General features: G+C 69.0%; 13 protein-coding genes, 1 other RNA gene and 1 pseudogene. 9 read left to right on the forward strand and 6 right to left on the reverse strand.

Features of this window, described 5'->3' with window-relative positions; all coding sequences use genetic code 11:
* Positions 1-19: 19 nt before the first annotated feature.
* Both H7J06_RS26715 and H7J06_RS26720 read right to left on the reverse strand, forming a co-directional pair.
* The gene (locus tag H7J06_RS26715) at positions 20-514 is read right to left on the reverse strand and encodes a low molecular weight protein-tyrosine-phosphatase (RefSeq protein ID WP_264042417.1); all 495 of its coding nucleotides are present in this window, start codon (positions 512-514) and stop codon (positions 20-22) included.
* Positions 507-1154: an HAD-IA family hydrolase gene (locus H7J06_RS26720; RefSeq protein WP_264042418.1), complete on the reverse strand. Its 648-nt coding sequence runs from the start codon at positions 1152-1154 to the stop codon at positions 507-509. Before H7J06_RS26720 ends, H7J06_RS26715 begins: the two co-directional genes overlap by 8 nt.
* 158 nt (positions 1155-1312) lie before the next feature.
* On the opposite strand from H7J06_RS26720, the gene H7J06_RS26725 reads away from it, so the two are divergent.
* The 3 genes from H7J06_RS26725 to H7J06_RS26735 are packed head-to-tail and all read left to right on the forward strand — an operon-like array spanning position 1313 to position 4262.
* A complete protein-coding gene (locus H7J06_RS26725; protein WP_264042419.1) occupies positions 1313-2446 on the forward strand; it encodes a Nif3-like dinuclear metal center hexameric protein in 1134 nt (377 codons plus the stop codon).
* Positions 2443-3180, forward strand: a complete 738-nt coding sequence (locus H7J06_RS26730) for a zinc ribbon domain-containing protein (protein WP_264042420.1) — start codon at positions 2443-2445, stop codon at positions 3178-3180. Before H7J06_RS26725 ends, H7J06_RS26730 begins: the two co-directional genes overlap by 4 nt.
* A complete protein-coding gene (locus H7J06_RS26735) occupies positions 3177-4262 on the forward strand; it encodes a bifunctional RNase H/acid phosphatase (protein WP_264042421.1) in 1086 nt (361 codons plus the stop codon). The genes H7J06_RS26730 and H7J06_RS26735 overlap by 4 nt, the downstream gene beginning before the upstream one ends.
* Here the strand turns inward: H7J06_RS26735 and H7J06_RS26740 are convergent.
* Complete coding sequence (locus tag H7J06_RS26740; RefSeq protein WP_264042422.1) at positions 4237-4848, reverse strand: TetR/AcrR family transcriptional regulator; 612 nt, start codon at positions 4846-4848, stop codon at positions 4237-4239. The genes H7J06_RS26735 and H7J06_RS26740 overlap by 26 nt on opposite strands.
* Before the next feature lie 107 nt (positions 4849-4955).
* On the opposite strand from H7J06_RS26740, the pseudogene H7J06_RS26745 reads away from it, so the two are divergent.
* Both H7J06_RS26745 and H7J06_RS26750 read left to right on the forward strand, forming a co-directional pair.
* Positions 4956-5435, forward strand: a pseudogene (locus H7J06_RS26745) (MmpS family transport accessory protein).
* Positions 5432-8332, forward strand: coding sequence for an MMPL/RND family transporter (locus H7J06_RS26750; protein ID WP_264042424.1), 2901 nt, complete (start codon positions 5432-5434; stop codon positions 8330-8332). The pseudogene H7J06_RS26745 and the gene H7J06_RS26750 overlap by 4 nt, the downstream one beginning before the upstream one ends.
* Here H7J06_RS26750 and H7J06_RS26755 read toward each other — a convergent pair.
* On the reverse strand, positions 8321-8896 hold the full coding sequence (locus tag H7J06_RS26755; protein WP_264042425.1) for a type II toxin-antitoxin system RelB family anti-toxin: 576 nt from the start codon (positions 8894-8896) through the stop codon (positions 8321-8323). The two genes, H7J06_RS26750 and H7J06_RS26755, sit on opposite strands and share 12 nt — an antisense overlap.
* A 46-nt stretch (positions 8897-8942) precedes the next feature.
* On the opposite strand from H7J06_RS26755, the gene H7J06_RS26760 reads away from it, so the two are divergent.
* The 3 genes from H7J06_RS26760 (at position 8943) to rnpB (ending at position 11013) form a co-directional block, all read left to right on the forward strand.
* A complete protein-coding gene (locus tag H7J06_RS26760) occupies positions 8943-9890 on the forward strand; it encodes an NAD(P)/FAD-dependent oxidoreductase (RefSeq protein ID WP_264042426.1) in 948 nt (315 codons plus the stop codon).
* Complete coding sequence (locus H7J06_RS26765) at positions 9877-10512, forward strand: SAM-dependent methyltransferase (protein WP_264042427.1); 636 nt, start codon at positions 9877-9879, stop codon at positions 10510-10512. The genes H7J06_RS26760 and H7J06_RS26765 overlap by 14 nt, the downstream gene beginning before the upstream one ends.
* 111 nt (positions 10513-10623) lie before the next feature.
* Positions 10624-11013: RNase P RNA component class A (rnpB, locus tag H7J06_RS26770), an RNA gene on the forward strand.
* An 11-nt stretch (positions 11014-11024) separates the two neighbouring features.
* Here rnpB and H7J06_RS26775 read toward each other — a convergent pair.
* The gene (locus H7J06_RS26775; RefSeq protein WP_264042428.1) at positions 11025-12533 is read right to left on the reverse strand and encodes a CYTH and CHAD domain-containing protein; all 1509 of its coding nucleotides are present in this window, start codon (positions 12531-12533) and stop codon (positions 11025-11027) included.
* A 110-nt stretch (positions 12534-12643) separates the two neighbouring features.
* Between H7J06_RS26775 and H7J06_RS26780 the strand changes: the two genes are divergently transcribed.
* Positions 12644-13423 (forward strand): enoyl-CoA hydratase/isomerase family protein, encoded by a 780-nt coding sequence (locus H7J06_RS26780; RefSeq protein ID WP_264042429.1) that lies wholly within the window; start codon positions 12644-12646, stop codon positions 13421-13423.
* Positions 13424-13432: 9 nt separating this feature from the next.
* Here H7J06_RS26780 and panB read toward each other — a convergent pair whose 3' ends face one another.
* Positions 13433-14275, reverse strand: a complete 843-nt coding sequence (panB, locus tag H7J06_RS26785) for a 3-methyl-2-oxobutanoate hydroxymethyltransferase (RefSeq protein ID WP_264042430.1) — start codon at positions 14273-14275, stop codon at positions 13433-13435.
* Positions 14276-14415: the final 140 nt, after the last annotated feature.

Here is a 14415-nt window from a genome sequence, read left to right on the forward strand (position 1 = left end):
CCCGGGGATCCAGTGGGCATCAGCCCGCGATCCCGCGTCGTTCGAGCTGCCCGTCGACCCAGTCGTGCAGGCCGGGCAGCGACGCCTCGATGACGGCGAAGGTCTCCTCGTAGTCCTCCAGCGTTCCGTAGTACGGGTCCTCGACGTCCAAGGCGTGGGCCGCCGAGCGCGGGTCGAAGGAGCGCATCATCCGGATCCGGTCCGCGGGCACTCCGAGGTCCCGCAGGATGCGGACGTGGTTGCGGCCCATCGCGACGACCATGTCGGCCGCCACGTGGTCGTCGCCGACGTGGGAGGCGCGGTGCGACGTCGGATAGCCGTGCTCCCGGAGCACGTGCGCCGCCCGCTCGTGAGCGGGGTCGCCCACGTGCCAGCTGCCCGTGCCGGCGCTGCTCACCCGCACTACGTCCGCGAGGCCGCGTTCGGAGAGCTGGTGGGCGAACATCTTGTCGGCCATCGGGGACCGGCAAATGTTGCCCGAGCACACGAACGTCACGTGCAGGGGGTCAGACACCGAGCACCTCCCGAAGATCGGCCATCGTCGCCACGGACGTGAATGCGCTGACCGCGTCGGGGCCGTCGAAGTCCGACGCGCCGTAACCCCATTCGACGACGACGGTGTCGATGCCGTGCGAGGCCGCGCCGAGCACGTCGTGGGACCGGTCGCCCACCATCAGCATCTGGTCCGGCAGCGGCCCGAGTTGGGCCAGGGCGTGCGCCACCACGTCGGCCTTGGCGGACCGCGATCCGTCGGAGCTGGCTCCGGCGATCACCTCGAAGTGCTCCTCGATGCCGAAGTGCTCGATGATCCGACGGGCCGTCACCTCGTTCTTCGACGTGGCGACGGCCAACCGCACGCCGGCCGTGCGCAGGTCGGTAAGGAGGTCAGCCACACCGTCGAACAGGCTGTTCATCGACCAGCCCCGGGTGGTGTAGTCGGCGCGATAGGCGGCGAAGGCCTGATCCGCGCGGTCGCCGAGACCCATCGCCGCCAGCGTCTGATGCATCGGCGGGCCCACGACCAGGCTCGCGAGGTCGCCGTCGGGCACCGTGGCACCGATCTCACCCAGCGCCCGGCGGAAGCTCGCGACGATGCCGGGGGCGGAATCGGTGAGCGTACCGTCGAGATCGAAGATGACCAGCTGGGGACTCACCCGTCCATTGTCTACTGTCCCGTCGCGGGCGGTTCCGTGCGGTCGTCGGGGGTTGCGGGTCGCGGGGTCGACGAAGCACCGTCACGGCCGCCGGAACGTCTCTTTGCGCTGGTGACGTCGTAGGCTCTCGTCGAGACAACGGCAAGGGAGGTACGGCGATGAGCGCGCGGCTGGCCGACGTGATCGAGGTGCTGGAGCGTGCCTACCCGCCCGCCTTGGCCGCGGACTGGGATTCGGTCGGGCTGGTCTGCGGCGACCCGTCCGAGACGGTCGAGTCGGTGACGATCGCGGTGGACGCGACCACCTCCGTCGTCGCCGAGGTACCGGACCGGGGCCTTCTTCTCGCCCATCATCCGCTGCTGTTGCGCGGCGTCGACACGGTGGCGACGAACACGGCGAAGGGTGCGATCCTGCACCGCCTGATCCGCGGCGGCAGCGCGCTGTTCACCGCGCACACCAACGCCGACTCGGCGGCTCCGGGGGTGTCGGATGCGCTCGCCGAGGCGCTCGGGCTGATCGTGGAGGACGTGCTGTCGCCGGTGTCGGACGGAGCCCGGCTCGACAAGTGGGTGGTGTACGTCCCCGCCGCGGACACCGACGCGATGCGCGCGGCGTTGTTCGCCGCGGGCGCCGGCGCGCTCGGCGACTACTCGCACTGCAGCTGGACCGTCGCGGGCACGGGGCAGTTCTTGCCGCACGACGGGGCCGCACCCGCGATCGGCACGGTGGGTGACGTCGAATTCGTCGCCGAGGACCGCGTCGAGGTGATCGCCCCCGCCGGTCGGCGTGCCGCGGTGCTGGGCGCCTTGCGACACGCGCATCCGTACGAGGAGCCCGCGTTCGACGTGGTGGCCCTGGCGCCGTTGCCCTCCGACGTCGGCATCGGCCGCATCTGTGCGTTGCCCGTCCCGGAGAGCTTGCGCGCCTTCGTGACTCGGGTGAATCGCGGACTTCCCGCCACGTCGTGGGGAGTGCGGGCCGCGGGCGACCCCGATGCGGTGGTGTCGCGCGTGGCGGTCTGCGGCGGGGCGGGCGATTCGCTTATGGACACCGTGGCAGCGGCGGACGTGCACGCCTACGTCACCGCCGATCTCAGACATCATCCGGCCGACGAGCACCTCCGCACCTCCGACGTCGCCCTCGTCGACGTCGCCCACTGGGCCAGTGAGTACCCGTGGTGTGGCCAAGCCGAGGCGCTGTTGCGCAAGCAGTTCGGCGAGGCACTCGACGTGCGCGTCAGCCCGGTCCGGACGGATCCCTGGAATCTAGAGAAGGACATCAGCACCACATGAAAGCCGAAGAGTCACAACAGCGTTTGGTCCTCGAGATCGCGGCGGTCGACGCCGAGCTGAGCCGCCTCGTCCACCGGGGCAAGCACCTCGAGGAGCAGCAACGGCTCGACACGATCGAGGCCGAGCACCGCGCGGCCGGCGACGTGCTGGCGACGCTGCGCATTGCACTGGAAGACCTCGACGGACAGGTCGCCAAGTTCGAGGGCGAGATCGATTCGGTGCGCAAGCGCGAAGACCGCGACCGCGGCCTGCTCGCCGGGGGCACGGTGGACGCCAAGAACGTCGGCGAGATTCAGCACGAGCTCGAGGCCTTGCAACGCCGCCAGGAGAGCCTGGAGGATTCCTTGTTGGAGATCATGGAGCGCCGCGAGAAGCTACAGAACGACCTGTTGGAACAGCAGAATCGGATCGAGGAGATGCACACCGACCTCGTGGCCGCCACGGCCGCGCGTGACGAGGTGCTGGTGCAGATCGACCAGTCCCGGCACCAGGCGCTGTCCCGCCGCGAGGAGCTGGCGGCGTCGGCCCCGTCCGAACTGGTGGCACTCTACGAACGTCAGCGGGCGCAGGGCGGCGTCGGTGCCGGTCGACTGCAGGGGCGGCGGTGCGGTGCGTGCCGCATCGAGATCGACCGGGGAGAGCTGGCCCGCATCTCCGCCGCGCGGGAGGACGAGGTGCTCCGCTGCCCGGAGTGCTCGGCAATCTTGGTGCGGGTGAGGGACTTCAGCGAATGAAGGTGATCGTCGAGGCCGACGGTGGGTCGCGAGGAAACCCCGGCCCGGCGGGCTACGGCGCCGTGGTGTGGTCGGCGGACCACGGCACGGTGCTGGCCGAGCGCAAGGAGGGCATCGGACGCGCCACCAACAACGTGGCCGAGTATCGCGGCCTGATCGCGGGTTTGGAGGCGGCGGCCGAGGTGGGCGCCACCGAGGTGGTGGCGCAGCTGGACTCGAAGTTGGTCGTGGAGCAGATGTCGGGGCGGTGGCGCGTCAAGCATCCCGACCTGATTCCGTTGCGGGAGCGCGCCGTCGAGCTGGCCAGCGCGTTCGGCGGCGTCACCTTCTCGTGGATCCCGCGGGCCGAGAACGCGCATGCCGACCGGCTGGCCAACGAGGCCATGGACGCCGCGGCCGAGGAGCTCGCGCCGACGGGGGCGTCGGCGGCGGTGGTCTCCCCGGCCGGCTGGACCGGTGCACGGGGTGCCCCGACCCGCTTCTTCCTGCTGCGGCACGGGCAGACCGCGCTGTCGGTGGACCGGCGCTATTCGGGTCAGGGCAACCCTCCGCTCACCGAACTCGGGCGGCAACAGGCCGACGCCGCGGCTCGCTACCTCGGCCGGCGGGGCGGCATCGCAGCCGTCGTCTCGTCGCCTCTGCAGCGCGCCCACGACACCGCGTCGGCCGCCGCCAAGGAACTGGGCCTCGACGTCACCGTCGACGACGACCTGATCGAGACCGACTTCGGCGCGTGGGAGGGGTTGACGTTCGGCGAAGCGGCGCAACGAGATCCAGAGGTGCACGGGGCGTGGTTGCGGGACACCAGCGTCGCACCGCCCGGTGGCGGGGAGAGCTTCGACGCCGTCGCGGCGCGGGTGCGGCGGGCGCGCACCCGGATCATCGCCGAGTACGGCGACGCGACCGTCTTGGTGGTGTCGCACGTGACGCCGATCAAGTCCATCCTGCGCCTGGCGCTGGACGCGGGTTCCGGCATCCTCTATCGGCTGCACCTCGACCTGGCGTCGCTGTCGGTCGCGGAGTTCTACCCCGACGGCGGCTCGTCGGTGCGACTGGTCAACCAGACGTCCTATCTCGAGTGAGGCTGGGCATCAGAACTTCGTCGACCAGGGCGCGCACCGTTTCCTCCGTCGGCGGTCGCTCCGAGACCAGCGAGCGGAACACCAGGTATCCGGGCAGGACGTCCCAGATCTCCGGGTTGATCGCCTCCGCCTGAATCTCGCCGCGTGCCACGGCCTCACCGAGCACCTCCCTGATGAGGACGTTGCGGTGGTAGACGAACTTCTCCTGCATGGCGGCGCTCAGCGCTTCGCTGCGGGACATCTCGTCGAGCACCGCGCGCATGGTGCTCGCGTGCTCCCGGCTCTGCTCGCACACCGACGTGCCGATGGCGAGCAGGTCACCGCGCAGAGAGCCCGTGCGAGGCGGGATGGAGGACTCGCGGGTGCCCTCGATGAAGGCCGCCAGCACGAGGTCCGCCTTCGACGGCCAGCGCCGGTACATCGTGGACTTGCTGGCCTTGGCCTCGGTCGCGACGGCTTCCACCGTCAGACGCTCATATCCATGCTGCTGCAACAGTTTCAGCGTCACGGCCAAGAGTTCGGCCTCACGCGCGCTCCACGGGCAACCCGACGCCGGAGCTGACGGATCCGTCGATTCGGAGACCATGGAAACACCTCTTGCGCAAGGGGTTGGGACGACTTGCACTGACCCGTACCGTACCGTACCGTCTCTCAGGTCGCTCTCAGTCTGCCAAAGAGGGCGCAATCGGATGGATGCCGCGTCGTCGGCTGTCGAAAGGCTTACGGGTGAGCAAGCTTTCGATCGGGCGTGTCCTCAGACGGCAGTGGACCGTCATCGTCGCGGTGGTGGTGGTGGCGTTGGTCGTCTTCAGCGTCACCCGGCTGCACGGGATCTTCGGGTCGAACAACGAGGTGTCCCGCCCGAGTGCCGACTCGCTGGAGAACACCGGCTACAACCCCAAGCGGGTTCTGTTCGAGGTGTTCGGCAGTCCCGGTGCGACGGCCACCATCAACTATCTCGACGAGCACGCCCAGCCTCAACGCGTGGACGACGTGTCGTTGCCGTAGTCGCACACGTTGACCACCGACGACCCGACGCTCTTCGCGGATCTCCGCGCCCAGGGTGACTCGGCTCCCATCACCTGCCGCATCACGGTCAACGGGATCGTCAAGGACGAAAGGTCCGCCAGCAACGTGAACGGATACATCGCTTGCCTGGACAAGTCCGCATGAGCCAGCACGCCGAGCAGAGCACGGACGAGAGGTCACGTCCCGCGCGGCTGATCTGGACGCTGGCGCTGCCAATCCTGTTGCTGTGGATCGCGATAGCGGTGTTGAGCAACGTCATCTCGCCCCAGCTCGAGACGGTTGGGGAAGAGCGGTCCGTGGCGATGAACGCGCCGGATTCGCCGTCGATCATGGCCATGCGGCACATCGGGCAGAAGTTCGAGGAGTTCGACTCCGACAGCGCGGCCATGGTGGTCCTCGAGGGCCAGGAGAAGCTCGGCCAGAACGCGCACGACTACTACGACGTCCTGGTCAAGAAACTCAACGCCGACACCACCCACGTCGAGCACGTCCAGGACTTCTGGGGGGACCCCCTGACCGCGGGCGGTGCCCAGAGCAAGGACGGCAAGGCGGCGCTGGTCCAGGTGTACCTGCGTGGCAACCAGGGCGAGGCACTGTCCAACGAGTCGGTCGACAGCATCCGCAAGATCGTGGCCGACACTCCGGCCCCACCCGGGGTCAAGGCCTACGTCACGGGCGCTGCACCGCTGATCACCGACAACTTCGAGGTCGGCAACGCTGGCACCCACCAGGTCACCGCGATCACGTTCGCCGTCATCGCCGTGATGCTGCTGATCGTGTACCGATCGCTGGTCACCATGCTGATCATGCTCGTCGTCGTGATGGTCGAGTTGATGGCCGCCCGCGGCGTCGTCGCGACGCTGGGCCACGAAGGCATCATCGGCCTGTCGACCTACGCGACCAACCTGTTGACCCTGATGGCGATCGCCGCGGGTACCGACTACGTCATCTTCCTCGTCGGTCGATATCAGGAGGCCCGAAACCGGGGACTGGAGCGCGCCGACGCGTACTACGACATGTTCCGGGGGACGGTGCACGTCATCGTCGGCTCCGGACTGACCATCGTCGGGGCCGTGGCCTGCCTGTACTTCACCCGGCTGCCGTACTTCCAGACCCTCGGCGTGCCCGCCGCGCTCGGCGTGCTGGTGACGCTGATGGCGGCACTGACGCTCGGTCCCGCCGTCATCGTGCTCGTCTCCCGGTTCGGACTGCTGGAGCCCAAGCGCAAGGTGCGGACCTCCGGATGGCGCCGCGTCGGCACCTCGATCGTCCGGTGGCCCGGACCCATCCTGGTCGTGTCACTCGCCATCGCCGCGATCGGCGTGTTGGCGCTGCCGGGCGCCAAGATCAGCTACGACGGCCGGCCGTACCTTCCCGACACCGCACCGGCCAACGTGGGGTACGCCGCGGCCGAGCGGCACTTCTCCGAGGCGCGGTTGAACCCCGAACTGCTGATGATCGAGGCCGATCACGACATGCGCAACCCGTCGGACATGTTGATCCTGGAGCGCGTCGCGAAGGCCGTGCTGCACACCCCGGGCATCGCCCTCGTGCAGTCCATCACCCGTCCGCTCGGTACGCCGATCACCCACAGTTCCATACCGTTTCAGATCAGTGCCCAGAGCGCCGGGCAGATCATGAACCTGAGCTACCAGCAGGCCCGGGCGCAGGACATCCTCAAGCAGGTGGACCAGACGAGCAAGTCCATCGCGGTCCTGCAACAACAGCTCGAACTGCAGAAGCAGAGTGCCGCCGCCACCAACGAGCAGGTGCAGGCCTTCCACGACACCGTGGGGACCATCAACGAGGTGCGGGACAACCTCGCCAACTTCGACGACTTCTTCCGCCCGCTGCGCAACTACTTCTATTGGGAGCCACACTGCTTCGACATTCCGTCGTGTGCGGCGCTGCGGTCGGTGTTCGACTCGCTGGACGGCATCTCCGCGCTGAGTGACCAGTTCGCGAAGGTCACCGCCAGCCTGGACAAGCTCAACGCCCTGCAGCCGCAACTGGTGGCGCTGATCCCGCCCCAGATCGACATTCAGGTTGCCAATCGCGATCTGCTGCAGTCGAACTACGCCACCACCGGCGGCACCAACACCCAGAGCCAGGAGGCGTTGAAGAACGCGACCGCGTTGGGCAAGGCGTTCGACGACGCCAAGAACGACGACTCGTTCTACCTGCCGCCCGAGGCCTTCGACAACGCGGACTTCAAGCGTGGTCTCAAACTGTTCATGTCACCCGACGGCAAGGCCGCCAGGATGACCATCACGCACGAAGGCACTCCCGCCACCCCCGAGGGCATCTCGCACATCGACGCCCTGCGGAACTCCGCGTTCGACGCGATCAAGGCGACACCGCTGTCGGATGCCAAGATCTACGTCGCCGGCACCGCGTCGACGTACAAGGACATCCAGGAGGGGTCGACGTACGACCTGCTGATCGTCGCGATCGCGGCGATCGCCCTGATCCTGCTCATCATGGTGTTCATCACCCGCAGCATGGTCGCCGCGGTGGTGATCGTCGGCACCGTCGTGCTGTCGCTCGGGGCCTCGCTGGGCCTAGCGGTCCTGGTGTGGCAGTACATCTTCGGCATCGAGCTGTATTGGATCGTGCCCGCCCTGGCGATCATCCTGCTGCTGGCGGTGGGCGCCGACTACAACCTGCTGCTGATATCCAGGTTCAAGGAGGAGATCGGGGCCGGCCTGAACACGGGCATCATCCGGGCGATGGCGGGCACCGGCGGTGTCGTCACCGCCGCCGGCATGGTGTTCGCCGGCACCATGGCGTCCTTCGCCTTCAGCGACCTGGTCGTGCTCGGCCAGATCGGCACCACGATCGCCCTGGGCCTGTTGTTCGACACGCTGATCGTCCGGTCGTTCATGACGCCGTCGATCGCCGCGATGCTCGGCCGCTGGTTCTGGTGGCCGCTGAACGTGCGGACCCGTCCCGCCAGTCAGATGTTGCAGCCGTTCGGATCCCGGATATCGGTGCGCAAGCTGCTCGGACCCGAGACCAAGGATTCCGGCTCACGCGTGTAGGTGCAGCCGCTCGCCGTGCGGGCCGAAGATGGCCACCGCTTCGACGGGTCCGTCGACGGTGCCGAACCAATGCGGCGTCCACGTCGAGAATTCCACGGCCTCACCGGGTTTGATGATGAAGTCGCGCTCGCCGAGGATCAACCGCAGACGACCGGACAGCACGTACATCCAGTCCTGGCCGTCGTGCACCGGAAACTCGCCGGGTGGGGTGCGGCGACGGGCGCTGACGCGAATCTTGAAGGCGTGCAGGCCGGCCGCCGGACCGCTGTGGGTCAGCGGCCAATAGGTCACCCCGTCGTGGGTTTGGGAGGCGCCCTTCACGCGAGGGTCGTCCGCCACCGGTGCCCGCAAGAGGTCGTCGGTGCTCACCGACAGCGCAGCAGCCAGGCGCGGCAGGTGGTCGAGCGCCAACCTGCGCTTGCCCGACTCCAGCCGGCTCAACGTCGAGACGTCGATGTCGGCCCTGGTGGCGACCTCCTCCAGCGTGAGGCCGCGCTGGGTGCGCAGGTCGCGCAGCCGTCGCCTGACTCGAAGGTCCACGTCGTCGGTGCTCTTTGCCTGCATGGCAAATGATGTTGGCAGAACCGTCGTCGGTCGGCAAGGTGGTGTCATGGACTCCACGGAATGGGATTGCGTCGTCGTCGGCGGCGGCGCGGCGGGCTTGAGTGCGGCACTCGTGCTGGGCCGGGCCCGGCGTCGCACACTGGTGGTCGACGCGGGACGCCAAAGCAATCTGCCCGCACACGGCATCGGCGGTCTTCTCGGCCACGACGGACGACCCCCGGCCGAGTTGTACGCAGCCGGGCGTGCCGAACTCGGGAAGTACCCCAGCGTCGAGGTGCGGCCCGGTGAGGTCACCACCGCGACGACGGAGAGCGCCGGGTTCACGTTGGGTCTCGCGGACGGGACCCAGATGCGCACCCGACGCGTGCTGCTGGCCACGGGCATGGACTACGTGGCGCCCCCGATCCCCGGGCTGGCCGACCTGTGGGGACGGTCGGCCTTCCACTGCCCGTTCTGTCACGGCTGGGAGGCCCGCGACCAACCGCTCGCCGTGCTGGCCAACGGCGACCGCGCCCTGCACATGGCGCTGATGCTCCGCGGGTGGACCGACGACGTCGTGGTGCTCACCAACGGCCCGGGGGGATTCACCGCCGACGTTCCGACCGACGAGCGCAAGATCGCCCGATTCGTCTCCGAGGCAGGCGAACTGGTCGCCGTGGAGTTCGCCGACGGCGACCGGCTGGCCCGCCGCGGCGTCCTGGTGGCGGCGACCCTGCGCCAGCGCTCCGGCCTCGCCGCCCAACTCGGAGTCGCCGTGGCCCCGCCGGGACCCGTCGCCGAGGACGCCGTCGTCGTCGACGCGTTCCATCGCACGTCGGTGCCGGGGGTGTTCGCCGCCGGGGACCTCAGCGCGTCGATGCCCCAGGTGGCCGCAGCGATCTCGGCGGGATCGCTGAGCGCGGCGGCCGTCGTCCAAAGTCTGCTGGCCGACGACGTCGGCCTACCCGTGCCACCCTGGCCCAACCAGAAGGAGAACGCCGATGTCAGCTCGTGACGACCAGACCGCCCAGGATTACTGGGAAGCGCATTACGCAGAGCGCGAACGCGTTTGGAGCGGACGGGTCAACGCCCAGCTGCCCGGCATCTTGGCGGGCGTGGTCCCCGGCACGGCGCTCGACCTTGGCTGCGGCGAGGGCGGCGACGCCGTGTGGTTGGCCGAGAACGGGTGGCGAGTGACGGCGGTCGACGTCTCCGCGACCGCGATCGGGCGCGCCGAGGCCGCCGCCGAGGCCCGCGGGGTTCGCGACCGCGTCACCTTCGAACGCCACGACCTGTCGGACAGCTTTCCCGACGGCACCTTCGACCTAATCTCCGCGCAGTTCCTGCACTCGACGGTACGGCTGGAGCGGCCCCACATCCTGCGCAACGCCGCGAACGCCGTGGCTCCCGGGGGCCGGCTGGTGGTCGTCGACCATGCCGCACCGCCGCCGTTCTCGAAGAAGGTTCCGCACGACCACCCGTTCCCCGCTCCCGAGGAGGTGCTGGCCGAACTGAACCTGCCCGCCGACCAGTGGGAGAGGGCGCGCGTCGAAGTCGTCGAACGCGACGGGACCGACCCCGACGGTCAGCCGTTCACGTGGCGGGACAACGTGATGGTGCTGCGGCGCCGGGCTTGACCGCCCACTCTGCGGTGTCTGCGGAGAAGTGCGAGAAGCGGTCACCGTCACCGCAGAGTCGGGGCGGTGACCGCGATGGGCCGCGTCCCGGAGTACGGTGAGCACCGCGGACGAGTTGGCCGGGCGGCCGCGGCGTTCAGGTTCGCCTGGGCGTCGAGGAAAGTCCGGACTTCACAGAGCAGGGTGATTGCCAACGGCAATCCGAGGTGACTCGCGGGAAAGTGCCACAGAGAACAGACCGCCACCCCTGGGTGGTAAGGGTGAAACGGTGCGGTAAGAGCGCACCAGCACTCCGGGTGACCGGAGTGGCTAGGCAAACCCCACCCGAAGCAAGGCCAAGAAGGCCGCAACCTGGTTGCGGCTGCGCGGACGTTCGAGGGCTGCTCGCCCGAGCCCGCGGGTAGGCCGCTCGAGGCACCCGGCGACGGTGTGTCCAGATGGATGGTCGCCGCCGCGCCTACGGGCGCGGAACAGAATCCGGCTTACAGGCCAACTCGTCCGCCCACCGCCCGTCACTTGGCGGAGCGGACTGCCTTCTTCAGCGCCTTCAGCGCACCGTCCAACTGCTCCTCCGCGCGTTGGGCGACCTCGGACTCCAGCTGGTAGAGCACGCCGTAGGTGAAGGTGTCCTCACCGGCCTCGTGCGCCGCGATCGCCTCCTGGGAGAGGTGGATCCGGCTGACCACGCTGTCCTGATGATCGCCGAGCAAGGTCTGAATCGTCTTGGCTGCGGAGGCGGCCTTCTCGTTGCTCAACGCCGACGCCGTGTAGCGAAGCTGCTTGGCGCGCTTGCGAATCTTGTGCAGCGCCTCGTCGGCGTGCTCGGGGGAGACGGTCTCGTCGGCGGCCGCGGCGGCGGCCTTCTTCGCGGCCTTGCGTACTCCCTTGTAGGCGGCGTCGACGGTCAACGGCTCTGGCTCGGCACCCGGCTCGGCCTGCGGCAGCTCGGTCGCCATCAGCGCGTCCAGCCCGTCGAGCAGCCGGAAGTAACGCTCGGACCTCATCGCCACCAGTGAGCGCTTCCACCCCGCGTGGTAGCGCCGCTTGGCGCCCTCGACCAAGCGCTCGCGGACGGGTCCGCGGATCAAGTCGGCGGGCAGTTCCGCCAGCACGGTCTCGTACTTCTCCGCGAGCACCTCGGCGTCACGCGCCACCCCGAGGATTCCGGCCAGCTCCTTGAGCTCCTCGAGCAGCCAGGAATCGTCGGCGATGCCGAACGACTCCTCCGAGCCGCGCAGCAGGCTGCGGATCTTGCGCGTGATCACCCTCATCTGGTGCACGGAGTCCCAGGCGTCGACCCGGACGGCCCTGTCCCACACCAGGAGTTGCTCGACCTGCTCCCCGACGGCACGGTGCACCGGGTCGTCCGCGCGCGGTGCCGCCGCGGCCGCGGGAGTTCTCAGCACCTTCGCCAGCTTCGAGCCGTGCCCGGCGGGCTCGGCACCCGCGTCGAACAGTCGGTTGGCCAATCGGTCGAGCAACGCCGCGTCGCCGGCGCCCTCGGCGAGCTCGAGTTCCCACTCCCGCCACTCTTGGGGCTCCTCGTCGCCCTCCGCCGACGCCCGGACGGCGTCGTCGCAGAACTCGGCGAGCGCCTGACCGTCCGCCCCGTACAACAGGTCGACGGTGCGGGTGGTGGCGATGTGCGCCACCGGGCGGAGCGGACGGTCCCGCACGATGGCGAGCACGACGTCGCGCAACTCGTCGGGGACCGTGTCGTCCGGAGCACCCGAGTCGTCGAGCGGGGTGCGCACCTCGGTCCTGGCGTCGGCGCCGGCGGGAAGCTTGAGGTGCCAGCCCGCGTCGGGCCCACCGGTGCGGCGCCGCAACGTGATCCGATGCCGGGCGAGATCCTGATCCGGCGTGTCGAAGTAGACGGCGTCGAGGTGCTGGACGGGGGAGCGTTCCACCTTGGCCACCGAGTACAGCCCGCCGAAGGACGGGGACACGGTGTCGTCGGTGACCGCGAACTTGCGCTCGACCTCCGTGTGGCGCGACGGCTTGCGCTTTTGGGCTGGCATCTTCACCTTCGGTTCGTGTTCCTGAATTTGGTGAACAGGTTGCCACATCAAGGTGAACGGACGGCGGCACGAGGCCCAGGCCCCGCCAACGGGTGCGATAACGTCGGGCGGTGCCCGAATTCGAAACGCTGAGGTTCACCCGCTCCGGCCCCGTCGTCGGCATCGTCCTCGACCGGCCCGAGGCCGCGAACGGGATGAACGACACGCTGACCCGGGAGCTCGCCGAGGCCGCGGCCCTGTGCGACGACGACGCCGTCAAGGTGGTCACCATCACCGGAGAGGGCAAGTTCTTCTGTGCGGGAGGCGATCTCAAGGCCGTGGCCGCGGCCGCCAGTCCGGGTACCTACGTCAACGGCATGGCCGAGGACCTGCATCGCGCGATGTCGACGTTCGCCAGGATGGACGCCGTGGTGATCACCGCGGTCAACGGCGTCGCGGCCGGCGCGGGCTTCCCGCTAGGGGTGTCCGGCGACCTGGTCCTGGCCGCGGAGTCGGCGTCGTTCACGATGGCCTACACGAAGGCCGGCCTCAGCCCGGACGGCGGTTCGTCGTATCTGCTTCCCCGCCTGATTGGCCTGCGCAAGACCCAGGAGCTGATGATCACCAACCGGGTGCTGACCGCCGCCGAGGCCGCGCAGTGGGGACTGGTCACCGCCGTCGTACCCGACGCCGAGCTGCCGGCCAGACTCGACGAGCTGGCCAACCGAACGGCGTCCGGGGCGCGGCGCTCCAACGCGGCGGTCAAGCAGCTGCTGCTGACGGCGTACGCGTCCAGCTTCGAAGACCAGGTGGCGACCGAGGCTCGGTTGATCTCCGAGTGCGCCGACTCCGCCGACGGCAAGGAGGGCGTCGCGGCGTTCCTCGGCAAGCGCAGGCCCGAGTTCGCCTGACCGCGGTCCCTAGAAGGAGTGCTCCTCGGCCGGGAACGCACCCGTTGCCACGTCGGCCGCGTATTGCGTTGCCGCGCGCCGCAATTCACCGCCGACGTCGCCGAACCTCTTGACGAACTTGGCGGTCCGGCCCGCCGTCATCCCCGCCATGTCCTGCCAGACGAGGACCTGAGCGTCGCAGTTCGGTCCCGCGCCGATGCCGACCGTCGGGATGGTCAGCTTGCCGGTGATCTGCGTGGCCAACTCGGCGGGCACCATCTCCAGCACGACGGCGATCGCTCCGGCCTCGGCGACGGCGATGGCGTCGTGGACGGTCTGCTCCGCGGCGTCGCCGCGGCCCTGCACGCGGAAGCCGCCGAGCCCGTTGACGCTCTGCGGGGTGAAGCCGATGTGGGCCACCACGGGGATGCCGGCCTGCGTGAGCGTGGCGATCTGCTCGGCGACCCGCTCGCCGCCCTCCAGCTTCACCGCGGCGGCACCGGCTTCCTTCATGAAGCGCGTCGCGGTGGCCAATGCCTGCTGCGGCCCCGCCTCGTAGCTGCCGAACGGAAGGTCGGCCACCACCAGTGCGTGCGGGGCACCGCGCACCACGCCGCGCACCAGGGGGATCAGCTCGTCGGCGGTGACCGGGACCGTGGTGTCGTAGCCGTAGACGACGTTGGCCGCCGAGTCGCCGACGAGGAGAACGGGAATCTCGGCGTCGTCGAAGACGCGTGCCGTGGAGTAGTCGTAGGCGGTCAGCATCGACCACTTGTGCCCCTCGGCCTTCCACTTCAGAAGGTGGTGGGTGCGGGTCTTGCTGCGGGGGGCTTGCACGTCGGTGGCGGCACCGTAAACCGTCTGCTCAGACATCATTGTCCTCAATTGGTCGATTCATTCCTCGAGGCCCATGTGGGTCCCCGGGTCATCTGACGTTCACAAGTCTGTCATCCCCGTAACCGAAGGTGAACCCTCGATCAAGTGCAGTTCCTCACACCTGGACTCGTAGCGGG

The organism is Mycolicibacterium hodleri (genome assembly GCF_025822245.1).
Classification (GTDB): domain Bacteria; phylum Actinomycetota; class Actinomycetes; order Mycobacteriales; family Mycobacteriaceae; genus Mycobacterium; species Mycobacterium hodleri.

Bases quoted from the DNA above. Each gene is read 5' to 3' on its own strand.
- H7J06_RS26725 (WP_264042419.1), top strand. From the start codon at position 1,313: ATGAGCGCGCGGCTGGCCGACGTGATCGAGGTGCTGGAGCGTGCCTAC.
- H7J06_RS26730 (WP_264042420.1), top strand. From the start codon at position 2,443: ATGAAAGCCGAAGAGTCACAACAGCGTTTGGTCCTCGAGATCGCGGCG.
- H7J06_RS26735 (WP_264042421.1), top strand. From the start codon at position 3,177: ATGAAGGTGATCGTCGAGGCCGACGGTGGGTCGCGAGGAAACCCCGGC.
- H7J06_RS26740 (WP_264042422.1), bottom strand. From the start codon at position 4,848: ATGGTCTCCGAATCGACGGATCCGTCAGCTCCGGCGTCGGGTTGCCCG.
- H7J06_RS26750 (WP_264042424.1), top strand. From the start codon at position 5,432: ATGAGCCAGCACGCCGAGCAGAGCACGGACGAGAGGTCACGTCCCGCG.
- H7J06_RS26755 (WP_264042425.1), bottom strand. From the start codon at position 8,896: ATGCAGGCAAAGAGCACCGACGACGTGGACCTTCGAGTCAGGCGACGG.
- H7J06_RS26760 (WP_264042426.1), top strand. From the start codon at position 8,943: ATGGACTCCACGGAATGGGATTGCGTCGTCGTCGGCGGCGGCGCGGCG.
- H7J06_RS26765 (WP_264042427.1), top strand. From the start codon at position 9,877: ATGTCAGCTCGTGACGACCAGACCGCCCAGGATTACTGGGAAGCGCAT.
- H7J06_RS26775 (WP_264042428.1), bottom strand. From the start codon at position 12,533: ATGCCAGCCCAAAAGCGCAAGCCGTCGCGCCACACGGAGGTCGAGCGC.
- panB (WP_264042430.1), bottom strand. From the start codon at position 14,275: ATGTCTGAGCAGACGGTTTACGGTGCCGCCACCGACGTGCAAGCCCCC.